At 42.7% G+C, this 23480-nt stretch carries 24 protein-coding genes and 1 tRNA gene (1 of these 25 cut by a window edge); 14 read left to right on the top strand and 11 right to left on the bottom strand.

Annotation, left to right across the window (positions count from 1 at the left end; genetic code table 11):
- Position 1 precedes the first annotated feature (1 nt).
- From CAL7507_RS23995 to CAL7507_RS23975, 5 genes are all read right to left on the bottom strand, one after another.
- On the bottom strand, positions 2–2011 hold the full coding sequence (locus CAL7507_RS23995; RefSeq protein ID WP_015131080.1) for an ATP-binding protein: 2010 nt from the start codon (positions 2009–2011) through the stop codon (positions 2–4).
- A 734-nt stretch (positions 2012–2745) separates the two neighbouring features.
- Positions 2746–3702 (bottom strand): J domain-containing protein, encoded by a 957-nt coding sequence (locus CAL7507_RS23990; RefSeq protein WP_042341527.1) that lies wholly within the window; start codon positions 3700–3702, stop codon positions 2746–2748.
- 171 nt (positions 3703–3873) lie between these two features.
- The gene (locus CAL7507_RS23985; RefSeq protein WP_015131078.1) at positions 3874–4683 is read right to left on the bottom strand and encodes an inositol monophosphatase family protein; all 810 of its coding nucleotides are present in this window, start codon (positions 4681–4683) and stop codon (positions 3874–3876) included.
- 124 nt (positions 4684–4807) lie between these two features.
- A complete protein-coding gene (locus CAL7507_RS23980; protein ID WP_042341525.1) occupies positions 4808–5404 on the bottom strand; it encodes a thermonuclease family protein in 597 nt (198 codons plus the stop codon).
- A complete protein-coding gene (locus CAL7507_RS23975) occupies positions 5394–5762 on the bottom strand; it encodes a 2Fe-2S iron-sulfur cluster-binding protein (protein ID WP_015131076.1) in 369 nt (122 codons plus the stop codon). Before CAL7507_RS23975 ends, CAL7507_RS23980 begins: the two co-directional genes overlap by 11 nt.
- Positions 5763–5846: 84 nt before the next feature.
- Between CAL7507_RS23975 and CAL7507_RS23970 the strand changes: the two genes are divergently transcribed.
- The 3 genes from CAL7507_RS23970 to bioF all read left to right on the top strand — a co-directional run bounded on the left by CAL7507_RS23970 (position 5847) and on the right by bioF (position 8216).
- Positions 5847–5933: transfer RNA gene (locus CAL7507_RS23970), tRNA-Ser, on the top strand.
- Positions 5934–6096: 163 nt separating this feature from the next.
- The gene (locus CAL7507_RS23965) at positions 6097–6336 is read left to right on the top strand and encodes a hypothetical protein (protein WP_015131075.1); all 240 of its coding nucleotides are present in this window, start codon (positions 6097–6099) and stop codon (positions 6334–6336) included.
- 707 nt (positions 6337–7043) lie between these two features.
- The gene (gene bioF / locus CAL7507_RS23955; protein ID WP_015131073.1) at positions 7044–8216 is read left to right on the top strand and encodes an 8-amino-7-oxononanoate synthase; all 1173 of its coding nucleotides are present in this window, start codon (positions 7044–7046) and stop codon (positions 8214–8216) included.
- A gap of 79 nt (positions 8217–8295) precedes the next feature.
- Here bioF and hypA read toward each other — a convergent pair whose 3' ends face one another.
- The 3 genes from hypA to CAL7507_RS23940 form a co-directional block, all read right to left on the bottom strand.
- Entirely contained in the window at positions 8296–8637 is a 342-nt protein-coding gene (gene hypA / locus CAL7507_RS23950) for a hydrogenase maturation nickel metallochaperone HypA (RefSeq protein ID WP_015131072.1), read from the bottom strand.
- The gene (locus tag CAL7507_RS23945; protein ID WP_015131071.1) at positions 8619–9086 is read right to left on the bottom strand and encodes a hypothetical protein; all 468 of its coding nucleotides are present in this window, start codon (positions 9084–9086) and stop codon (positions 8619–8621) included. Before CAL7507_RS23945 ends, hypA begins: the two co-directional genes overlap by 19 nt.
- A gap of 188 nt (positions 9087–9274) precedes the next feature.
- Entirely contained in the window at positions 9275–9805 is a 531-nt protein-coding gene (locus CAL7507_RS23940; protein ID WP_015131070.1) for a universal stress protein, read from the bottom strand.
- A gap of 44 nt (positions 9806–9849) precedes the next feature.
- Between CAL7507_RS23940 and CAL7507_RS33515 the strand changes: the two genes are divergently transcribed.
- The 5 genes from CAL7507_RS33515 to CAL7507_RS23920 all read left to right on the top strand — a co-directional run bounded on the left by CAL7507_RS33515 (position 9850) and on the right by CAL7507_RS23920 (position 16379).
- Complete coding sequence (locus CAL7507_RS33515; RefSeq protein ID WP_015131069.1) at positions 9850–9981, top strand: hypothetical protein; 132 nt, start codon at positions 9850–9852, stop codon at positions 9979–9981.
- 560 nt (positions 9982–10541) lie between these two features.
- On the top strand, positions 10542–14567 hold the full coding sequence (locus CAL7507_RS23935; protein ID WP_015131068.1) for a response regulator: 4026 nt from the start codon (positions 10542–10544) through the stop codon (positions 14565–14567).
- Entirely contained in the window at positions 14539–14925 is a 387-nt protein-coding gene (locus CAL7507_RS23930) for a response regulator (RefSeq protein ID WP_015131067.1), read from the top strand. The genes CAL7507_RS23935 and CAL7507_RS23930 overlap by 29 nt, the downstream gene beginning before the upstream one ends.
- Before the next feature lie 71 nt (positions 14926–14996).
- Positions 14997–15476: an EVE domain-containing protein gene (locus CAL7507_RS23925; protein ID WP_042341521.1), complete on the top strand. Its 480-nt coding sequence runs from the start codon at positions 14997–14999 to the stop codon at positions 15474–15476.
- A gap of 159 nt (positions 15477–15635) precedes the next feature.
- Positions 15636–16379, top strand: coding sequence for a peptidylprolyl isomerase (locus CAL7507_RS23920; protein WP_015131065.1), 744 nt, complete (start codon positions 15636–15638; stop codon positions 16377–16379).
- Positions 16380–16513: 134 nt separating this feature from the next.
- Here CAL7507_RS23920 and CAL7507_RS23915 read toward each other — a convergent pair whose 3' ends face one another.
- The gene (locus tag CAL7507_RS23915) at positions 16514–18238 is read right to left on the bottom strand and encodes an ABC transporter ATP-binding protein (RefSeq protein ID WP_015131064.1); all 1725 of its coding nucleotides are present in this window, start codon (positions 18236–18238) and stop codon (positions 16514–16516) included.
- Between the two features lie 516 nt (positions 18239–18754).
- On the opposite strand from CAL7507_RS23915, the gene CAL7507_RS23910 reads away from it, so the two are divergent.
- The gene (locus CAL7507_RS23910; RefSeq protein WP_015131063.1) at positions 18755–19444 is read left to right on the top strand and encodes a hypothetical protein; all 690 of its coding nucleotides are present in this window, start codon (positions 18755–18757) and stop codon (positions 19442–19444) included.
- 42 nt (positions 19445–19486) lie between these two features.
- On the opposite strand, the gene CAL7507_RS23905 is transcribed toward CAL7507_RS23910, so the two are convergent.
- Positions 19487–20098, bottom strand: a complete 612-nt coding sequence (locus tag CAL7507_RS23905; RefSeq protein WP_015131062.1) for a DedA family protein — start codon at positions 20096–20098, stop codon at positions 19487–19489.
- 114 nt (positions 20099–20212) lie between these two features.
- Between CAL7507_RS23905 and CAL7507_RS23900 the strand changes: the two genes are divergently transcribed.
- Positions 20213–20995, top strand: coding sequence for an ABC transporter permease (locus CAL7507_RS23900; RefSeq protein WP_015131061.1), 783 nt, complete (start codon positions 20213–20215; stop codon positions 20993–20995).
- Between the two features lie 94 nt (positions 20996–21089).
- Here CAL7507_RS23900 and CAL7507_RS23895 read toward each other — a convergent pair whose 3' ends face one another.
- Positions 21090–21320 carry a hypothetical protein gene (locus CAL7507_RS23895; RefSeq protein ID WP_015131060.1) on the bottom strand — a complete coding sequence of 77 codons (231 nt, stop codon included), beginning with the start codon at positions 21318–21320 and terminating at the stop codon, positions 21090–21092.
- An 85-nt stretch (positions 21321–21405) separates the two neighbouring features.
- Between CAL7507_RS23895 and CAL7507_RS23890 the strand changes: the two genes are divergently transcribed.
- The 4 genes from CAL7507_RS23890 to CAL7507_RS23875 form a co-directional block, all read left to right on the top strand.
- A complete protein-coding gene (locus tag CAL7507_RS23890; RefSeq protein ID WP_015131059.1) occupies positions 21406–21702 on the top strand; it encodes a helix-turn-helix domain-containing protein in 297 nt (98 codons plus the stop codon).
- 139 nt (positions 21703–21841) lie between these two features.
- Entirely contained in the window at positions 21842–22156 is a 315-nt protein-coding gene (locus tag CAL7507_RS23885; RefSeq protein ID WP_015131058.1) for a GTPase, read from the top strand.
- 45 nt (positions 22157–22201) lie between these two features.
- Positions 22202–22753 carry a Uma2 family endonuclease gene (locus tag CAL7507_RS23880; protein ID WP_015131057.1) on the top strand — a complete coding sequence of 184 codons (552 nt, stop codon included), beginning with the start codon at positions 22202–22204 and terminating at the stop codon, positions 22751–22753.
- 89 nt (positions 22754–22842) lie between these two features.
- On the top strand, positions 22843–23480 hold the 5' portion of the coding sequence (locus CAL7507_RS23875; protein ID WP_015131056.1) for an IS4 family transposase. The gene runs 562 nt beyond the window's last position; the window shows 638 of its 1200 coding nt (coding positions 1–638); it begins with the start codon at positions 22843–22845; its stop codon lies off the right edge, out of view.

Here is a 23480-nt window from a genome sequence, read left to right as displayed (position 1 = left end):
CTCAGGGATGTAGGTGGGTAGGGTTAGTACAACAGAACCAAGACAACAAGGTGGCGTAAAGCTTTAAGGAAATTGGGTGGCGTTGGAACATTTGGTAAATTTGATCGGGTGATGCAGTGCCCATATCAGGACTCTGTTCGGAAAGTCGCTGAATCAGTTGAGTATGGCGGATCAGCAAATCAACTGGTTTGAGTGTTGGTATTGTTGATGGAATGAAGCCTTCCGCATCGGCAGTGGGGGATGATTCTGTGATAGGAGTTGATGGATCAGAAGTGCTATTCTGTGCTTCAGGAGCCTCTGCCAAGGTGCAATTTACGGGAATTTGAATCCAGAATTCCGTCCCTTCACCTGGTTGAGAACGGCACTTGAGTACTCCCCGATGTTTGTCCACAATAATTTGGTAGCTGATTGCCATACCTAACCCGGTTCCTTTGCCAACATCTTTAGTGGTGAAGAAGGGATCGTAGATGCGGCGGATTACCTCCTGCTTCATGCCTGGGCCGTTATCGGCAATGCGAATCACAACCCACTGTTTGTCCAAGAATTGGGTGCGAATAGTGATTTGGGGAGTCGGGATTCGGGAGTTGGGAGTCGGGGAGCCTTGAGTTGTGAGTTGTAAATTGTGAGTTAATTCTGACTTCCCCATTCCCTCTTCTAAAGCATCAATAGCATTTGCCAGGATGTTCATAAATACCTGATTCAACTGTCCGGGGTAGCATTCAATCAGGGGAAGTTTTGCATAGTCTTTAATGATTTCAATTGCTGGACGATGAACATCTGCTTTGACGCGATGGTGAAGAATCATCAGCGTGCCGTCGATACCATCGTGGATGTTGACGGCTTTCATTTCGGCTTCGTCATGGCGGGAGAAGTTTTTCAGGGATTGGACAATTTCCACGATGCGACTTGTTCCCAGTTTCATGGAATCTAGCAGTTTGGGGAGGTCTTCCATGATAAATTCCAGGTCTATATTGTCTAAATCTGATTCCAGTTCACAAGGAGCAATAGGTAGGACTTGCTGATACTTGGACAACAGGTGTAACAAATTTTGGGCGTACTCTGCGACATACCTCAAATTGCCGCAAATGAAGTTGACTGGGTTGTTAATTTCGTGGGCGACTCCAGCAATCAGTTGCCCCAAAGAAGACATTTTCTCGCTTTGGATTAACTGGGTTTGTACCAGTTGTAAGTCTTGGAGAGCTTGCTGCAGCTTTTGTGTCTGGGCTTTTGCTTGGATGGCTGCTTGAGTACTTTGTTCATAAAGTACAGCCTTGTCAATGGCGATCGCACTTTGAGAGGCAAAGATACTCACAAGTTTCAGGTGTTCAGCCTTGTAAGAGTCAGTTTTTTGTGTACCAATAGCGATCGCTCCCAGTACACGCTCCTTGGCTCTCAGTGGTACACAAATCAAAGCATTAACGTTTTTCTGTCCCCATAATCGAGGATCGGCTTGCACATTATTGACGAGTTCTGCGCGGTTGGATTGCACAATATTGCCGATAATTCCTTTACCTGGTTTTGGCTGACTGTGCTTAAAAAACACTCCAAATTCGGCAATAATTTCAAACTCAGCTGCATCTGGACTCAGCAACAGAATCATCCCCGCCGACGATTCAATCAATTGACTCAATTCCTGAAGCACAAGTTCAGCAATCTGTCGCCTATCTAAACTCGTTGTCAATTGAGTCGAGATATCCTGAAATAAATCAATTTCCTGATATCGCTCTAGCAATTCTTTAGCGAGTTCTTTCTTCTCAGCTTCCTGCTTTGCCACAAACGAGAGCAAAGTCGCCAGTAGCGTGGCCTGTTCTCCCCCAACAACCCAACCGATAATTTCTCCTGACACCTCAATTGGATATCGGCTTTCTAATGGTTGCTCCCCAATACTAATCAATTTCGTGCCATCTGCCAGTTCAACATTGCAATTGATGTTGAACTGGTAAACTAAGTTATGAATAAGAGATAGCAACTCTTTTTTGTTAAGAATTTTTCTGAGGCTAACTGCGGACATGGAACACCTCAAATTTCTTGAGTGATGAAATAGCCGAGAATCTAAACAGTTGCATTAGCGTAGTTATCCGTCCCCTGCGGATCAGCAAGTTACGCCCAGCATCTCCACAAAATAGAGGAATTGTCATAAAAATCTAGGGAATATAATAATTTACTAATTAAGAGTAGTCTTCCCATAAAAGATTGGCGATGTAACAGCAAAGTTAAGCAGTCGCAAATACTTATGAAAAACTCCATCCCCAAGGGGATAGAGTCTTTGGGAATGTGGAATGGGGCGGCTATCCCCATCCGTGTCTACTTAAGCTCAAACGCTTGCCCGACATACGTTTTACCCCCTTAATCCCACGCCAGGTGCTAAAGAGCGGGTTCCGCTTTAGCGGTACAAGTCGGCAGAGCCGCCCAACGCACTGGCTCCCCAATATATCGGGGAGGGTTAGGGTGGGGTAACGAGGATAGTCGCGGTAAGTGAGAGTTTCAAGGCTTTCACGTTAAGTTGACACCAATGGGCTATCCCTCTCCACTCACACTTTGGCAGAGCTTCAGTGAATCGCTCTTAGTTTGGAGTTTCCCGCCGCTTTCTATGAACTTGTTACCAGAGGTGCCTCAATGTAACTAGGCTTAAAACCTTTACCAATGACAAATGACAACCTTGCCAGTTAGCTTTAATTGCGCCGATCTACTTATATTTACTTTTTAATCCAATGGGTTACCTTGTCCCTACAGCCTGTGGGATAACTATTTTTTCTTCCCACCAAACAAACCCCCAAACAAACCCCCACTTCCAGACTTATCTGATTGTTTCCCATCAGCATTGACAGGTGCAGACACTTTAGCAGCAGCAGATGGTTGTCCTAAAGCCTTATCTATTTTGGGTTTCCATGCCAAAGCTGATTGGTCATTAGGGTCTAATTTCAGAGCATTGTCAAAATGAATCTTGGCCATTTTTAGCTGATTTTGCTTCACATAAACGACTGCAATCAGGCTATGACAACGACTATTTTTGGGCTCTAGTTTGAGAGCATCTTTTAACTCTACCTGAGCTTGGGCAAATTGATTTTTTTCGATTAAAGTTTGAGCGCGACGGATGTACTGTTCTGCAACAGAATCTTCGGTTGCTGGTGGTGGTGTCGGTGCGGGTGCTTTATTTGGTGTTGGACTTGGGGGAGTGACTGAATTAGTCTTAGCTGGAGGAGGAGGCGGTGCTGCTAATGATTTACCAGCACTCCGCATTAAGTAAATTAAATTCAACTCACTAATTTGGGCAATGACTTGTGGTACTTGCTGTAAAGAGTCATATTGAGTTGCCGCCAGTTTAGCGATCGCACTCTTATACAAGTGATCTATATTTGGTGAACTAGCCAGCTGTTTAGCCAAGTCTGTATGCAGTTCCACTGAACCGGATTCCTGCACTAAACGCTTGCCTAGTTGAGACAAAACTATAATATATTCCGAGCGTGTGCGTTCTGCAGTTAGCTTTTCGTAAGCTGGGTTAACCAACTTAGATAATAATTCACCTGCTAGCTGTTTTTGGGCAGCACCTACACTACTATTACTATCGGGGTGCAAAAGGCGAGCAATTGCTAAATAGCGTTTACGGATCTCTTTCACATCCGCATCCACTGGAACACACAAAATTGCGTGATGATCTATAAAATCATATTTAAAAATTCCACGGTCTATTCTTAGAGACATAACAGGGATATGCACCATAGTAGTAGAGTGATTATTTCTAGTTTACTTCTATACCTTGGGTAGTTGTCAGTAGTCATTTGTCATTTGTCAAGAGTTAGGAGTCAGGAGTGAGGAGTCAAGGGTCATTAATTATTTATCTTGCTCCCTGCTCCCTGCTCCCTCTGCCCCATATCATTTCCACGCTGAGAGTGGCGGAACTTGCAACAATTCACGACTGAGGTTGTCGTGAATATAACCATTAGTGGCGAGAATTCTCCCAGACTCAATTTTTACGGGAGTCCCATCATAGGCAGTGACTTTACCCCCAGCTTCTTGTACTAAGATGATGCCTGCAGTAATATCCCAAGGAGAGAGTCCTCGTTCCCAATAGCCATCAACACGCCCACAAGCAACATAAGCTAAATCCAGTGATGCTGAACCACTGCGTCTAACTCCTTGGGTAAGATGGGTGAGGTGACTAAATTCTGCGTAATTGTTGTCAGATGTTTCCCGGCGATCGTAGGCAAAACCTGTCACCAGTAAGCTTTTATTCAGATCGGATGTTTCCGACACCTGAATGCGGCGGCGATTACGTGTTGCACCTAAACCTGCAGCTGCACGGAATAGCTCATTATGGAAAGGGTCGTAAATGACTCCCACCTTTGGTACGCCATTAATTAATAGCCCAATGGAAACAGCAAAAAACGGGTATTGGTGCGCGTAATTGGTTGTGCCATCTAAAGGATCGATCGCCCACAGGTATTCATTTTCTTGATTGCCTAGTTTCCCCGATTCTTCAGCCAGGATGGAGTGTTGGGGAAAGTGGCGACGCAAAATTTCCAAAACAACCACTTCTGAGGCTTTATCGGCAGCGGTGACTAAATCACCAGGGCGTCCTTTTTCTGTAATTGCGTCTTCTAATTTACCCAAGTAACCTTGTAACACGGCACCAGCAGCTAGAGCCGCTTCCGTGGCAATTTCGAGAAAGATTTGATTTGTCATTTGTCATTTGTCATTTGTTATTTGTTATTGGGCATTGGGCATTTGTCAGGAGTCAGGAGTCAGGAGTCAGGAGTCAAGGGTTATTTTCTCTACTCCCTGCTCCCTGCCCCCTGCCCCCTGCCTCTTATCGAAACTGGCGACGAAATTCAGCAGGAGTAAGGCGCATGGGTTTTTCTGGCTTCCAAATTCCTTGTCTCATGAGTCTAGCTAATTGTTGGGAACGTTCTAAACGCTGGTCATATTTGTGGTTAGGCGATCGCCCTACGAACAACGCATAACCTTGTTTGACTAATTCTTCGTTCAACAACATTTTATCTTTCCATACATAAGCCAAAGTCCGCCCAATTTTGTCTTTAGTTTCTAAATCAAACTCCAAGGTAACAATTTGTTCTGCACCACCAATCAGCGCCTCTAATCCTTGCTTGGCGTCATCTCCCCAAGGACGCTGTCGCATATCTGGCGCATCAATACCAATTAACCGTACCGGGGAAATCAAGTTGGGTTGTTCAGCCATTCCCAGTACTTCTAAACTTTGCCCACTCACCACTCGCGCCACTTTCACTTGCACTTCATTAGCGGCTTGCTGATTCTTAGCTTGACAACTCACCAACAGTAATAAGCAAGCCACAATTGCTATTTTTTTCACCAATATACTAAAACGCACAGACCTATGAGTCTCCGCGCCTCTGCGCTTCTGCGTGAACCAAATCTTAATCTTCATCTAAAGGTAAACCCGCTCTAACTTTCCCCCTAGCAAAATAGCGCCCAAACTGGAGTTCATAGACTTCATCTTCATCTTGTGTCTCCACTTCCAAGTCAGAACGGGGGTAACTGACGCATAACAAAGCGTAGCCTTTGCGCTGTAATGCTGGCGACAGTCCGATCGCTTCCGGTTGGTAAATTTCTCCTGACAGCACCCTGACAGCACAAGTAGTACAAGCACCATTGCGGCAAGAAAACGGTAGCTCTGTTCCTTGTTGTTCAGCACTATGCAGGATGTAGCGGTCTTCTGGGACTTGTAGACTGTATTCTTTGCCAGTATGGCGATCGTGGACTCTAATCGTGTATTTTCGGGACATCTTGATTCGGGATTTTGGATGAGTGTCTGTTTTTATCTTTGCATTTTCTGGTGTTTCATTGTACAATCGTAAATCGTGGCACCTGGAGAGGTGGCCGAGTGGTTGAAGGCGCAGACCTGGAAAGTCTGTTATGCAGAAATGTATACGAGGGTTCGAATCCCTCCCTCTCCGTTAAACACATACAGGGTAAGGGTTTTAGCTCTTGCCCTGATGTTTTTTTTGTCAAGTTTTTGGTTTAAGTGGGATAAGTGGTTTAAGAACTACAAAGTCAAGGATTTTGAGGTGAGAAACTGTGACTTAATTGTCACTCATACATAGACATAGTTATTCATTCATGGGTAGTAAAGGAAGCTTAAGCCTAGAAAAATGGGATTTATTGATGAGTTATGTACGTCATCATCCCAGCAATGAAGAACTTTCCCAAGCAGACTACCAAGCTAAACAAGAAGGTAAATTGCAGCCAGCTAAACTTTTAGTGGGTGGAAATTTTTACTTTAGAAACTCTGATTTTGTGGGTAATAAATATCTGCCACCAGGAATTATAGTTGAAGCAGAGGTGTACGATAACATATAGCATTTTCTAGTCTGGTGAGGTACAAATTTATCTGCGTTTATCCGCGTCCATCCTCTTCTATCAGCGGTTAATTATTTTTGTCTGTACCTCACCAATGTGGGAATCGCTATAATATGTCAAGTCTGGCTCTCACCAATTGAGTGCGAATTTGTTTTTATAGATGAATTGGAATTTATTTAAACTTCTAACGACACTGCAAGAGTTTTCTGTCCTGTTCTGAAATCATTGAACCAACTGGTACAGATATTTTATTATACTCAGTGCTGGCAACCCAGAAGTAGCATATTTCTGGAAAAGGCATGATGTTAGATGTAGGAAACTTCAGATATCACTTGAAGCTAAAAGATATCTGGAGGGACTAATGATTGATCGAGTTGTAAATCTGATTTTTATCGATTTCTTTGCCCTGGCAATTAATATCACACTAGGTACAGTGCTGCGTAGTAAAATATGCAACTACTCCTGGGAATGTCAACCTGAAAAAGAAAACACAAACTCTCAAGAATCGATATCAAAAGAGTTGTGGGAGCCAGAGGAGGATGTAAAAAGGTAAGATCCTTACGGATGCATTAAGTAACTTGACGTAAATAATTGTCGCTAGGATAAGACAATAGGCAATCTTGCTATAGGTAGAAGGGTTTTAGCCTTCTTAGTCCAAAAAACCTTGACTCTTGACTCCTGACTCCCATGACAGAAGATATCACCCCATGCCTACAAACCCTTATGCTTGGCTAGACGATTCTCTAAAAACTATTCATCAGGCGGATTGGTATCGATCTGTACAAGCAATCGAGGGGCTTCCCGGTGCGACTGTGTTATTAGCAGGGCAAGAGGTGATTAATTTTGCTAGTAATGACTATTTGGGGTTAGCCGGGGATGAGCGATTAATTCAGGCGGGGATGGCATCTCTGCAAAAATTTGGTACTGGTAGCACTGGTTCAAGACTACTTAGTGGACATCGGGAATTACATAGAGAATTAGAAAAGGCGATCGCCGCTCTCAAACAAACAGAAGATGCAATAGTATTTAGTTCAGGCTATCTCGCAAATTTAGGTGCGATCGCTGCTTTGGTAGGCAAGCGCGATTTAATATTATCTGACCAATACAATCACTCTAGTTTGAAAAACGGTGCAATTCTCAGTGGTGCAGCGATCGTCGAATATCCCCACGGTGATGTTGCAGCTTTGAAAATCCAGTTGAGCCAGCAACGACAAAATTACCGCCGCTGTTTAATTATTACCGATAGCGTCTTCAGCATGGATGGTGACTTATGTCCTTTACCAACGCTGCTGAGTTTAGCTGATGAATTTAGCTGTATGCTGCTAGTAGATGAAGCTCATGCCACTGGAGTAATGGGTAAAACTGGTGCAGGGTGTGTGGAACATTTTGGGTTGACGGGAAAGCAATTAATTCAAGTTGGCACTTTGAGTAAAGCCCTTGGTAGTTTAGGCGGCTATGTCGTAGGAAGTGCAACTTTAATAGATTTTTTACGGAATCGCGCGCCTACCTGGATTTACACGACTGCGCTTTCGCCTGCCGACACAGCCGTGGCTTTAGCCGCAATCAAGATAGTGCAACAAGAACCGCAACGCCGCACCCAATTGTGGGGAAATGTAGATTATTTCAAAAAGCTAATGCAAGCACATCTACCTAAATTAAAATTATTGCCTTCAGAATCACCTATTGTATGTTTTCAATTGCCCAGCGCCACAGCAGCATTAATAACTAGTAAGCATCTCACAACATCTGCTATATTTGCCCCAGCGATTCGTCCGCCCACAGTACCCACAAGTCGGATCAGAATATCTATGATGGCGACTCATGAACCAAGGCATATTGAAAAATTGGTAGCCGCACTGATTAAAATCAATAGGCAATAATAGGCAATCTTGCTATAGAAGAAAGGATTTGACTCTTATACCAGAGGCTAAGTGTGCCAGTTGGCTTTAGTCCTGTACTTCAAGAAATTTCCAAATCATTCAATTCCAACTCCTGTCCTTGGCGAATCTCACAGTAGGGTTGGTGGCACTCTGGACACTGATAAAGAGGATCTATTGGTTGAAATTCCACATTGCAAGTAGCGCAGTAACAAACAATTGGTAGATACTCCGAGTGCAGATGAGCATCTTGAGCAATTGTACCATTTTTGACAACCTCAAAGGCTTGAGCCAAAGACTCCGGTGTCACATCAGATGCTGCACCAATCTGAATTTTAATCTCGTGAATGTGATGTGCGCCTAGTTGTCTAGCACGGTTGACAGCAGTTTCTAAGAGATTTTGCATCAACCAAAGTTCAGCCATAAATTGTTATTTCTGTCAAGAATTTGGATAATTTTCACTAGTGCGATCGCTATTCCCGTTTCGGCGACTGGTGATAGATCATCCCCGACTTCAAAGTAGAGTCCGGGCACCCTCACCAACCAAGCTGTGGGACAATAACCATAACTAGCTTGAGTGAGAGCGAGGAGCGATCGCGGATCATTGATGTGCCCACTAATGAGACTAGAAAGAGAGGGTAAGAGGGATTGTACTTGCACTTGAGAGCTTTCGGAACCTAAGTAAGCATTAACAAAGATGACTAACTCAACACTTGCTAAAGTTGTAGTTAGTTTAGGGATAAGTTGGCTAACTGCTAGAGATTTCACGGTTGATAAATGCCAAGTAGCGATCGCATTAGCGACTCTTTGTCCAATGCCATCATCACTATACAAGTCATTACCATAACCAATCACCATCACAGTCTCATTCATTCTTTTGACCCTTACCCCATCTCCCTTTTTGCCTATTTGGGATTATGTAGTGACCAATCTGTCACGAGAAATGCGACTTTCCCTCTCAGCATCCTCATAAACTTCCACTTTCAGGGGCTTGTAGATGAATTCATACCCAGAAAGATGCTACCCATGATTCGTATGAGTATGGTGGGAAAGCAAAGTTTCTAGCCAACGGTGATTGTTTCTTGAACAGTTTCTTTGGCTTTTGGCAAATTAGCTGAAAGATGTACAATCTGGACAGAACAAAGAGCATGGTGGAGAACATAGTTACTGACGCTACCCAGGAATAGTTCTGCTAATCCTGAAAGACCACGACGCCCGATGATAATTAGGTCTGCGTTCCAATTGCGAGCTAACTCACAGATGAGACGACCAGGAAGGCCAAGGCTTTGAGTAAATTCTGCGTTCACCCCCGCTGTGTTTGCTTGAGCGCAGAAGGTTTGTAACATCTCAAGACCTTCATTTTTAAAGCTGTCCCACTGCTTTTGATAGTACTCAAAGCTGGAAGAGCTTAATCCTGGATAGTATTCAAAATTAGATAACATAGGAATATAAGGGCTACCTTCTTCCTCCGCAGATAATACATGCTGTAGCATTAAGCTAGCTCCTGTTAACTTTGCTAAAGCTAATGCTTGGGCAAACACTTGTTGTCCCATTTCTGAGCGATCTAATGCAACTAAAATCTTTTTAAACATATAGACCTCTGTTATTTATTGAAAGCGGTGGGAGAACATTCCTTATGAGCGAGGAGGAAAGCCGCCCCAAGCGGCAAGATAGGCGTCGGACATTGGTAAATCCTTTCCAGGACTCATTCCCCATTCCCAAACTACTTTTGGCAATTGTTATAGATAAAATTTCTTTAATTATTTAGTCTGAGTGTTCTATCGCTTCTCTTGCTACAGTTATGTTTATAGATCAAGAATTTGAGGAACTTGTGAGGACAACAAACAATTCTGCTCTCAGCTCGACTTTATCCAAAATTAAGAACTTGCTCTCCTTTATTCGGCAAAAACCCTGGCTTTTTGGCAAATACTTTTTCTACGTCACTGATTATCGATAAATTACAAAAACTAAACCTATCGCCGTACAAGAGTTTCGGTGTCAGGTTTTAGAGTTCGTAAAAATGGATAAAGTCGCACTAATGCTCTTAATGATAATATTTATGATTTATTAATAGCGATCGCCCACAAAAATCTCATGATACTTTTGGCAATATTAAGCATCTTTACACAAAAGTATCACCCTGATATCTGCTAGCTTATACTAGTCTCTAGAGCGTAAGCATCATTTATAAATTCAGCTTTTAAAATAAAAAATAATATTCAGCCCATATCCTTAAAGATGCCTGCAAGCTCAATATTAATTAAAGTTTTGAATTGATGTTTTTTTAATTGTTCTGATAAATTCCTTATCTTCAGAAAAGCCTGTGATATGAAGATTTTAGTTGTAGAGGATGACGAGTTACTGGCCGCAACACTCACCGCCATTCTTACTAATCACAACTATGCGGTCGAAGTTGCCATTGATGGTGATGCTGCTTGGAATTTAATTGAAATTTATGACTACGATTTAATTCTCCTAGATGTCATCTTGCCGAAGCTAGATGGTGTGAGTCTTTGTCGGCAAATTCGGTCTAGTGGTATGCAAATGCCAGTCTTGTTATTGACAGGACGCGATAGTAGTCATGAGAAAGCAATTGGACTAGATGCAGGTGCAGATGACTATGTGGTTAAACCCTTTGACGCAGAGGAATTAGTGGCACGTGTCCGAGCTTTATTGCGTCGGGGAGCATCAACATCACAGCCTGTACTAGAGTGGGGCGATTTACGGCTTGACCCTAGTAGTTGTGAAGTCACCTACGCTCAAGATTTACTGTCATTAACCCCAAAAGAATATGCCCTTTTGGAGCTATTCCTGCGAAACAGCCACCGGGTATTTAGCTGCGGCATGATTTTGGCACATCTTTGGTCTTATGACGATACTCCCACAGAAGAAGCTGTTCGCACCCATATTAAAGGTTTACGGCAGAAACTCAAGGCTGTGGGAGTGGCTAGTGATTTGATTGAAACAGTCTATGGCATTGGCTATCGGCTGAAACCGCAAGAAGCAGACAGGAGGAGAGAGGACACAGAGGGCGAGAAAAGGCACAAGGAAGAATTAAATCATGCTAAGTCTACTGTTCCTAATTGCAAATTGCAGCAGCAAACACTCACAGCAGTTGCAGGTATTTGGCAGCAATTTCAGGGGCGAGTTGATGAGCAGGTGAAGGTATTGGAGCAAGCAGCATCTCTCGGCAAAAAAGTATTAAATTCGGAAGTGCGACGACAAGCAGCACAAGAAGCCCACACCTTGGCGGGTTCTTTAGGTACTTTTGGCTTGGCTATTGGCTCTGAGCTAGCACGTAAAATCGAACAATTACTGAAATCTGACAAAAGTTTAACACTAACTCAAACTAGTAACTTGCATCATTGGGTTAAGCTACTGCGTCAGGAAATAGAAGCTAAAAAAGTCTCACCGCCACCTACTAGCGATGAACAGCCTTTAGTGTTGGTAATTGACAGTGATTTCGTGATTGCTGAACAGCTAGTTAAGGAATCTACTAACTGGGGGTTAAAAGTGGCAGTTGCCGCTAACATTGAGACAGCTAGAACTCAAATTAACTGCAAATATCCTAGCGTGGTGTTACTCGACCCTAGTGTCTCTTTTCATCAAGATGAAAGTTTGAGTCTGCTAGCGGAACTTTCCCAATCTCAACCTGCCGTACCAGTGCTAGTTTTTACTGAGCAGAGTGACTTTGCCAATCGTCTGCAACTGGCTCGTCATGGTGTACATACTTTCCTCCAGAAGCCGATGCTGATTGCTCAGGTGCTAGAAGCAATTACCCAAGTATTGCAACAAACACCTTTCACTGAAGCCAAGGTATTAGCTGTAGACGACGATCGCCAAATTCTCACATTACTACAAACCTTACTCAGCCCTTGGGGGCTAAAGGTAATTACCCTTGATGATCCACGGAAGTTCTGGGAAACGCTGGAAGCTGTTAAACCAGACATGCTGATTTTGGATGTGGAGATGCCTTACATCAATGGGATTGAGTTGTGCCAAGTGGTAAGGAGCGATCGCCACTGGAGTGAATTACCTATCCTCTTTCTCACAGTTCATCATGATGCGGAAATTTTGCATCAGGTATTCAGCGTGGGTGCTGATGATTTTGTCAGCAAACCCATTGTCGGGCCAGAGCTAGTGACTCGGATGATCAATCGCTTAGAGCGGGTGAAACTACTAAGGTGCATGGCTCAAGCTCATAATCAACGCGATCGCGCCTTTGCAGAAGTCGCACTCCAGCAGAGTCAGGCAGCCCTCCAAAAAGCTAATAACGAACTAGAATTGCGCGTAGCAGAACGCACTGCTGAGTTAGTGGGGCTAAATCGAAAATTACGCTCACAACTTGACGAACGTCAGCGAATTCAAGAAGAACTGCGGATTTCTCAAGCCAAATTTGCCCGGATTTTAGATATTGCCGATGATGCGATTATTTCCATTGATAGTCATCAATGCATCACCTTGTTTAACCAAGGAGCAGAAAAGATTTTTGGCTACTCTGCCGAGGAAGTAATTGGCCAGCGCCTGGACTTACTGTTACCACCACGCTTTGCCCAGTCTCACCGTCATCATGTCACTGATTTTGGTCAATCTCCCAGTCTAGCTAGGCGGATGGGAGAACGACGGGAAATATTCGGGTGTCGTCAGGATGGCACAGAATTTCCAGCAGAGGCTTCTATATCGAAGTTAAATATGGGGAATGAAATTTTTTATACGGTAATTCTACGTGATGTAACTGAGCGTAAACAAATTGAGCGGATGAAAGATGAGTTTGTTTCTGTCGTCAGTCATGAACTCCGCACACCCCTAACTTCGATTCACGGCTCACTAGGAATGCTAGCCAGCGGTTTACTCAACGCAGACTCAGAGCCAGGAAAACGCCTACTACAAATTGCCACTGATAGCAGCGATCGCCTAGTCCGTCTGATCAACGACATCCTAGACATTGAGCGGATTGAGTCGGGCAGGGTGAAAATGGCACGAGAAACCTGCAATCTGGCTGATTTGATTAAGTCAGCGGTGAATGTCATACAGCCGCTAGCAGACAAAGCTGGAGTGCAAATATCCATTGCCAGCTTATCTATGCAGCTATGGGCAGATCAAGACCGAATTGTCCAAACTTTGACTAATCTGCTGAGTAACGCCATTAAATTCTCGGCTGCTGAATCTACAATTTGGCTAACGACTCAAAAACAAGGGAATGAAGTTTTATTAGCAGTCAAAGACACAGGACGTGGCATCCCATCTGACAAACTTGATAGCATCTTTGAACGCTTTCAACAGGTCGATTCCTCCGATGCTCGCAACCATGATGGTACAGGTTTAGGCTTGGCAATTTGCCAGAGTATAGTGCAGCAACATGGTGGACATATCTGGGTTGAGAGTATTTTGGGCGAAGGTAGCACTTTTTACTTCACCCTGCCCATTTTAGAGCCTTTTCAGATATCTGAATTAGAAGACTCAATCACAGAACACTTACAACTGGGCACTCAAGATTCAGCACTCAGCCATCATCTCGCTCCCCTAGTCCTAGTCTGCGACGATGATCCAGTAATCAGTGCGGAGATGCAAACACTACTGGAACAAGGAGGATATCGAGTAGTAACGGTAACTAGTGGTCAAGCAGCGATCGCCTTAGCAGCTGCTCAACAGCCAAACGTTATTTTACTAGATTTAATGATGCCTGGGATGAATGGTTGGGAGACAATGGCAGTCTTGAAAGAACGAGCTAATACGAAAAATATTCCCATTGTGATTTGTAGTGTTTACAAACCAACTATCAATAGCCAAACTAATGCAGACTTTGCTGATTGGGTAAGTAAACCAGTCAAACAAAGTTACCTATTGCAGTCACTTAGGCAAGTCGTAGCTAAGTCCTCAAAGCGAGTCCGCATTTTGATTGTCGAGGATGATAATGATGTAGCTGATTTACTGATGGCTCTATTTGCCAGACATGATATTGAAACCTTCCTCGCCAAAAGCGGACGGGAAGCCATTCGCCTTAGTCAAGAAGTCAAACCTGACTTATTAATTCTCGACTTAGTTATGCCAGAAAGTGATGCTTTTGTAGTGGTAGATTGGCTACAACAACACAATCAACTTTGTAGTATACCCGTAGTTGTTTACTCGGCTAGGGATTTAGAAGAGTCGGAACGTAATCGACTCAAGTTAGGACATACAGAATTTTTGACCAAAGGGCTTGTGACAACCAAAGAATTTGAACAACGCGTGATGGAATTACTCCAAAAAATTACTCATTTTAAAAAGGGAATAGAGAACAGTTACCGAGTTGCCAATTTCCCATTCTCCGAAGAAGGTGGTAATCATGACAAAAAAGCGCATTTTAGTGGTTGATAATGAGCAGTATATTCAAGAAGTTGCCAAGATTTGCTTGGAAACCGTCGCTGGCTGGGAAGTGGTGACGGCAAACTCTGGTATTGAGGGTATAGCTAAAGCCGAGATTGGGCAACCAGATGCAATCCTGTTGGATGTGATGATGCCAGATATGGACGGTATCACTACCTTTGAGCAACTGCAAGCAAACCCAGCCACGCAAGCAATTCCGGTGATTTTATTAACCGCTAAAATCCAGGCTTCAGACCGCCGTCGCTATGCTCAAATGGGAATGGCTACAGCGATCGCTAAACCGTTTAATCCGCTAGAATTGGCTGGTCAGATAGCTACGGCGCTAAATTGGAATTTGGAACAGTAGAAAGAAGCGAATGGGAAATGGGAGAATGGGGGCGGGGAGTAGGGGGAGAAATAACAAATGACAAATAACAAATGAATTATTGGTTGATGAAATCAGAACCAGAGGTCTATAGCATCTTTGACTTGCAACGCGATGGTGAAACTATCTGGGATGGCGTTCGCAATTATCAAGCTCGCAATTTTCTAGTTCAAATGCAGTTGGGTGATTTAGCTTTTTTTTATCACTCCAATAGTAATCCTCCTGGTATTGCTGGATTGATGCGTGTGGTGAAAATAGGTATTGCTGATCCCAGCCAGTTTGAACCCACAAGTAAATACTACGACCCTAAATCAACTCCCGAATCACCTCGATGGCAAACAGTTGTTGTAGAATTTGTGGAGGTTTTTGCCAATCCCATTTGGCTATTCAAACTCAAAGAAGAATTTAGTCCAGAAGAGTTAATGGTTGTGAAAACAGGAAATCGGTTATCGGTGATCCCGGTTTCGGAAGAAGTGGCTAAGAAGATTTTGTTCCTACACACGGTAAGAGACAAAAGGCAAGAAGGCAACTAATCAGCAATACGTACTGAAATGCCTATTCCCTGTGATTCTCTATTGCCTATTTCCTTTCTTCACCTCTGGCATTGGTTCTTGGCGGGATGCTGGTTTAGCATATACAATCAAAAAGTATAAAATCTAACAATAGATTTTTTCTTATATGTCTAATAGCTAATGACTGAAGAGATCCAAATCGGCAACCGTACAATTAAATCTACTGAACTGATTCCCTTGCTGGCAAGTTACCAAATGCTGCCACAGTTACTGCGGGAATTGATTATCGACGAGGCGATCGCTACAATTGAGTGTACCCCGGAAGAAGTAGTCCAAGCTAAACAGCAGTTTTACGCTGAAAAACAGTTTACCAGCGAAGCTGATGTCAGCGCATGGATGGCACATCATGGTCTCAGTACTCATCAATTAGATGCTGTCACTGTTCGTAAGCTGAAAATTGAAAAATTCAAGCAAGCCACCTGGGGTAACAAGCTAGAATCCCATTTCTTTCAGCACAAGGGAAAACTAGACAAAGTGATTTATTCTCTTCTGCGGACTCAAGATGCAGGGATTGCTCAAGAACTTTATTTCCGCATTCAAGCCAAAGAACAGTCTTTTGCAGATTTGGCGCGTCAATACTCACTCGGGCCAGAAGCTCAAACTGGGGGTTTGGTTGGCCCGATTGAATTAAATGCACTCCACCCAGCAATGGCGCAAATGCTTTCTAGCACTCAACCGCATCAAGTTGTACCACCGACTCGCATCGCTGAATGGTTTGTGATTGTGCAACTGGAGAAATCTATTCCTGCACAATTGGATGAAGCAATGAAAGTGCGTTTGTTAAATGAACTTTTTGAAACCTGGCTCCAAGAACAGCAAAAGCAAATAAGAGAAGTCAGCCAGCAATCCCAAAACTCTGAATGAAAGGGAATAGGCAATAAGCAATAGGCAAGCCACCTACAAGGGTCGTTTTTCGATTTTGGGCGAACAACCGTTCGCCCCTACGTGTAATAATGGCGTAGTTGGTGGATGGGATAAATTTTGTTCGATCAAAGTTGTTAACTAAACTGCTGAGTATAAAACCGTGCATAGCGACGCTCTAGGGCTAACAATTCTGCGTGAGTTCCTGATTCCATAATTTGTCCTTTTTCTAGCACTAAAATGCGATCGCACTTTCTGACTGTAGATAACCGATGAGCAATAATAAACACGGTTCGTCCTTGCATTAGTCTTTCCAAGGCTTGCTGTACTAGTGCTTCTGACTCGGAATCTAAGGCTGATGTCGCCTCATCCAGGATCAAAATTCGCGGGTTGAGGAGAACAGCACGAGCGATCGCTATTCTTTGGCGTTGTCCACCCGATAAATTCACCCCGCGCTCACCCACCCAAGTGTTATAGCCCTCTGGTAGTTGGGTGATAAACTGATGGGCGTTAGCAATTCTCGCTGCTTCTGCAACAGCTGTCATTTCAAAAAATTCTTGTCCAAAGGCAATATTTTGAGCAATCGTTCCAGAAAACATGATGGTTTCTTGGGGAACAATGCCAATTTGACGCCGCAAACTATGCAGCGTCACATCCCGAATATCAACGCCATCAATCAAAATTTGACCAGCTACTGGATCATAAAAGCGGGGAAGGAGGTTGACAAATGTCGTTTTACCTGCGCCAGAAGCGCCCACCAGTGCGATCGCTTCCCCTGGCATTGCCAATAAACTAATATCTGTTAATACAGGTTCACCAGGTTTATAGGCAAACGACACATGACGATATTCGACTTTGCCTTGAACAGGAGTCAATGCGATCGCATTTGGTTTTTCCACCACCGCCGGTTGAATTGCTATTAATTCAAAAACCCGGTCAACGGAAGCTTCACCTTGTTTAAATTCGTTGTAGTTATTCGTCGTATGACCAATGGGGTCAATTAACAATCCCGCTGCAGCCAAGTAGCTGACAAACTCTCCCACAGTTAAGTTACTCCGGGAAATTTGCCACGCTCCCACAATTAATAAAGATAAAGCGCTCAAAGCTTCTAAAAATCCCACTATGGGAATCTGAATAGCTTTTAACCGTTCCGCTGAATATTTAGCTTGTAGACTGCGTTCTGCTTCATGGCTAAATCTCCCAAGTTCATAGTTTTCCGCAGTAAAAGCCTGTACCAAACGGATACCGCTGAAAACTTCGGTAAGTATAGCTGATAAACCCGACACGCGATTTTGACTACGCCGAGCATACTTTTGCAACCGTTCACCAAACCAGCCCACTAAAATAGCCATCAGCGGTGCAACAATTACTACAGCCAGAGTCAGTTGCCAATTCAAATAAATCATGTAGATAGGAATTGCCAACAACTGCAACACACAGGGAACAAAATCATGAAAGAGTTTGTTGATCACTTCCCCGATGCGGTCAATATCTTCCGTGAGACGGTAAGATAAATCACCGGCTTGTGCAGTTTCAAAATAACTGAGATTCAGTTTTTGCAGATGAGCATAAACTTGCTGACGGAGATGAAAAGCCGCTCTTAAAGCAGCTTTTGCCATATATATGTCTTGGATAGACTGAAAAAAGCCCCGTACAAGAAATATTAAGGCACAGATCCCGACCAGTTGGGCGATCGCCACTACATTACCTTGTCCAAAAGGAACTGCCAATTTACCCGCGACATTGATCAGCATTAATGTAGCCAGCACATATCCCAAAATGCCAACAAATCCCCTAATGATGTTTTGCCACTGGGGTCGAATATAAGGTAGTAGTTGCCAGTAATTAGAGCGCGTTTTCAAGCTGTAACGTCCACAATCATATCTTCCTTTGTTTGACGCTATCAGCTTTTGTGGAGTTTCTGAACAATTACGCAAAGAGAACCCACAGAACTAGCTCAAAGCCGCTATATTCTTCGTGGTTAGTCAAGAGTCAATGTCCAATGCCCGATTGGTGTCAACTTAAGGTTAAAAAGGCGGTTAAAAACTGTCGGTACACAGGCAAAACCCTTGATTTTACCTTAGTCCGCGCAGGCGGACTTTGTTTGTATAGCCGCGAATTCTATTCGCCCTGGCTCTAAGTTGACACCAATGCCCCATTTCCCCCTCTTGTATAAAGCTTTCATCACTTAACCCATAATTTGAGTATGTTTAGGGTTTCTTCTTAGACGAAAAGTAGTACAATTGTTCTATAGAATGAATTTATCTCTCAACGTCCACTAACTTAAGTGCAATCGCCTTTGAGAAAACCCGTTGGATTAACTCCTAAAGGCGGTGGATTTGTTGTGCGTACCAGGGAGTTTTGAGGAATCTAACATCATGATGACACAAATGCAGAGTGTAATTGCAGCCCAAGTTGACTCTCAAGCAATTGCCAAGTCGGAATTTGATGCATATATCGACGATAAAGTCAATGTTCTTAAAAGCGTTGATGTCGAAAAATTCTCCTTGTTTTCCCTTGCTGATGTCACCAAGACAATTTTGCATCATGCTTTTTGGTTGGCTGAACAAAAACAGCAGCTTTCACTCAAGCATTACAAAAAGCTACTTATTGATCAAGGTTGGCGGGGTGAGGAAAAAAGATATCTGAAGATTGCGGCGGTATTTAGTCAGTTTTCGCCCCAGGATTTAGCACAAATTGAACCTTTAACCGTATATCAGCTAGCAAATAACAGTAAAAAATATCAGCCAGTAATAGACGCTCTTTTAGACTTGAGCTACATTACCCAAGAAGCTGTACGCTCTCTAGTCAAAGAAAAACGCACTTCTCAAGAACCAAAACCCAAAAAACCAAGTATTTGGCGACGGACAAAGAATGGCGGTAGGTATTGCCAAATACCCGCCATTCATGAAGAGGATGAACGTACAGGTGTAACTCTGCAAAAGATGATGGACTCAGAGGGTTTAAGCGCCCAACAAATCGTATCAGAAGCCGTAGCCCTGCGACAGGCATACAAGGAAGGAAGGCTAGTTATTGATGGTGGCAATTTTCCAGAATATCAGGAATAGGCGATCGCACAATCAAACTTAGGTGACATCTTGCCAACAATTTCATGATTTCTTGGCTCTCTTGTCCTGAATTATATGAATAATTGACGGCACTAGAGAAATAAGTATAATTAGTCCAATAATCGGTAACAAATACTTATCCACCTGTTCTGGAGGCAGAGACTTTCCTAAGAAAAACCCTAACAAAGTAATTCCAAAAGTCCACAAAAAGCCACCAATTAAGTTGTAAGACATAAACGTCCGATAATGCATAGCACCAATACCAGCTACAATTGGCGCAAAAGTCCGAATAATTGGTGTGAACCGTGCTAAAACTATTGTCTTCTTCCCATGCTTTTCATAAAAATCTTGGGTTTTCACCAAGTGTTTTTTATGAAACAACCATGAATCTTCTTTCTGAAAAAATTTGCGGCCAAATCTGTGACCTGTTGCATAGCCTACATTATCACCAAGGACTGCACAAACAAAAGCACCAAATATTAGCACCCAAATATTCAGTTCTGATTTCGGCACAGACGCTATAAATCCTGCAGTAAACAGTAAACTATCTCCAGGTAGAAAAAATCCAATCAGCAAACCCGATTCAGCAAAGACAATTCCCCATATCCCAAAATAGCCCAGTGATTTAATCAGTTGTGGTAAATCAAAATGCATAGAATCTCAAATCATAAAGAACACGCTCACAACATCTTAGCGTTGAGCAAATTTTCAGAATAAACAATAAGATTAAGTTTACGTAAATATATTATTTATATATAAAATACGAAGATGCAAAGATACTTAAAAGTACTTAAGCTATTTTGGAGTGCTGCTATAGCGTCTGAGATGGAGTATCGCGTCAACTTTATCTTAGCTACCCTCAGCAGCTTGGGCAATCTCGCAGGCAGTCTCTTCGGACTATTCTTGTTTTATCGTCACGGCTACACCTTTGGTAGCTGGTCATGGGATGCAGCTTTAGTTGTCTTGGGAATTTTTACCCTACTGCAAGGTTTTTCTGCCACTTTTCTGGCTCCCAACCTCAATCGCATTGTCAGCCATGTGCAGCGCGGTACTTTGGACTTTGTCCTACTCAAGCCGATTCACAGTCAGTTTTGGCTTTCCACTCATACCATTTCCCCTTGGGGACTCCCAGATTTAGTTTTTGGTATTGCGATTATTGGCTATGCAGGTACAAAACTCGGCTTAAAAATCAGCAACTACTTGGTTAGTGCAGTACCGTTATTTTTTGGCTTGGTGATTCTTTACAGCCTGTGGTTTATACTGGGAGCAACCAGCATCTGGTTCGTAAAAGTATACAACACTACTGAAGTGTTACGCGGTTTGCTAGAAGCTGGGCGATATCCAATAACCGCATATCCCACAGCTTACCGCTTTTTCTTTACCTACGTAGTACCAGTGGCGTTTTTAACTACTATCCCAGCAGAAGCGATGCTAGGACAAGGCCACGCCACTTGGTTTATAGGTACAGCAGTGTTGGCATTAGCCCTGTTTTTTGTTTCTACTTGGTTTTGGAGCTTTGCTTTGCGGTTTTATACCAGCGCATCAAGTTAGTTACTGAAAGACAAATTTTTACTACTTGAGTATTTATTGAGCGATCGCCTAAAAGTCATCAAACCAATTATAGCGATCGCTTCTCTGCGGTTTTTTAATCCATGTGGTTACTGAGCGAAGCCGAAGTATGCAATTGAGCCTGAACCAGAGAGTCAAACACAATCATATGACTGACATTCGGCATTAATTGTCGCAAAATCTGTAAATAACCATCTGCATCTTGTCGCCAACGAAACCTAGCAACTACTATTCTTTGCATATTCGGTAGTTGCCGAATCACACACCAAGGATGGGTATTTGATTTTGGCTGAGACATTGATATCATAGAACAATCCTTCCCACTTTGTGGGATGTGTTAGGAATAGCGATCGCTCTCAAGTTTCCAGGCTCACAGGGCGATCGCTTTTGGTATGCGTAAACAACTTTTGTTGCATACGCGTCAATATGTACAAAAAGATTATCTGATGCATACGCATCAATGTCAACTATTTAGGATGGGCTACGTTAGGTTAAAGATTCGAGAGCTAGCTGAAGAGAGAGGCTGGACACTAAAAGATGTTGCTAACTACTCAGGAGTTAACTACAACACTGTTAGAAGTTATGTCCAGCGTGGTAGTCTCAACACCGTTGACCTATCTGCTGTATTTAAAATAGCCCGTGCGTTTGAAGTGACTTTAGAAGAATTGGTGGAAGTTTTGGAAGAGTAGGCGATCGCACTTTACAATCAATCAAGCCTCAGTGAAAACACAGAGGCATAAATCATTAATTATGTAAAAATAAATATTAGTAGCTTCATAGATTATTAGCTACCAAATAAATTTTAAAATTTAATAAGATAAACTGCGAATGCTTAAAATTGATGACGAAGGAAAAGCAAGGGATTTTATTAAAAATCTCCAAGATAAATTGCAGGCACAAATTGGAAAAAAATTTGTGTTTCTTTTAGTAGGTCGTACAGGAGTTGGTAAATCAAGTACCGTCAATAGCTTGATGGGTAAAGAGATAGCCTCAGTTGGTGACTATGAACCAACAACAATGGAGGTTAAAAATTATGACTCAGATATAAACAGTATATACTTCTTCATTTCATACTTCATACTTCGGCCTTCTTGTACTAGTAAGTTCAGTTTACCGTGTGAGATTTGCCCCACAGCCAAATAAAGATAAAATCAAACCAAATCTACACAAACAATCAACAACTCTGGGATGAAGACCCTAGCAAAATGGACAGTGGACGACTATCACCGCATGATAGCAGCCGGAATCTTAAGCGATCGCCATGTGGAGTTACTCGCCGGGGAAATTGTAGAAATGACACCAGAAACCCCAATACATTACAACACCGCAAAGCGAGGCGCGAAATACTTAGAGAATTTATTAGCAGGGAAAGCAGATGTCCGGTTTAATGGCCCGATAACCCTACAAAATTCAGAACCTGAACCAGATATCGCTATTGTTAGACCACTAGATTCTGTATATAATAACCGTCATCCTGAACCAGAAGATATCTTTTGGCTCATAGAAGTTGCTAAAACCAGCCAAAAAAAAGATTTAGAACTCAAAACAAAAATCTACGCCACTGCTCTGATACAAGAGTATTGGGTGATAGATTTATCTAGCAAACAAGTGACTATATTTCGCCAACCGCAAAATGGTCAATATTTTATTCAGCAGATTATCCTTGAAGGGATTATTTCCCCGTTAGCGTTTCCAGAAATCAAAGTATCTATAGAGCAACTTTTAAATCTTAACGGGTGACAAGGTGGCTCAAGATGAGATGTGGTAAGAATTTGAGAAAATAAGGTGGTAAAAAAATAGGGGGAAGTAAACCCCCACAAAAAAATAAAATGTTACCACAATCATATCAAACTATCTTCCGCAAGCACTTGAGTGAACAGCAGTATCTGACACTGGAGTTATTGTTGTTACTGATACAAGCTCATCGACAAGTAAAGCTGTCAACATTGGCCAGCTTATTTCCGCAAGCAATTACATATGAAAGTCGAAAACGCAATCTACAAAGATTTTTAGTGGTAGGTAATCTCTGCGTGAAATTATTGTGGTTTCCCCTGATCAAATATTGGATCAGACAACAGAGAACAGGACATAAATTAAATCGAGAACAGCGACGTTATTTCGATAAGAAAAAGCATCAAAAATATGGTTATTGGATGGTGGCACTGGATAGAACTCAGTGGAAAGGGCGGAATGTATTTATGGTGACATTGGTATGGGGTACTCATGCCTTACCACTATATTGGGAAACATTAAATCATGTGGGAAACAGTAATTTACAAACGCAAAAACGATTGATAAATACGGCGATGAAGCTGTTGAAAAAATGTCGAGTTGTGGTGTTGGCAGACAGAGAATTTCATAGTCCTAAACTCGCTAAATGGCTTGATGATCAAGGAATCTACTTTGCTTTACGTCAGAAGAAAGACCTTCACTTCCAGTCACAACCAGGACTTGAATATCAGGTACT

The sequence above is a fragment of the Calothrix sp. PCC 7507 genome (assembly GCF_000316575.1).
Lineage (GTDB): Bacteria > Cyanobacteriota > Cyanobacteriia > Cyanobacteriales > Nostocaceae > Fortiea.
The sequence above is the reverse complement of the archived record's forward strand: the minus strand, read 5'-3'. Positions and strand labels throughout refer to the sequence as shown.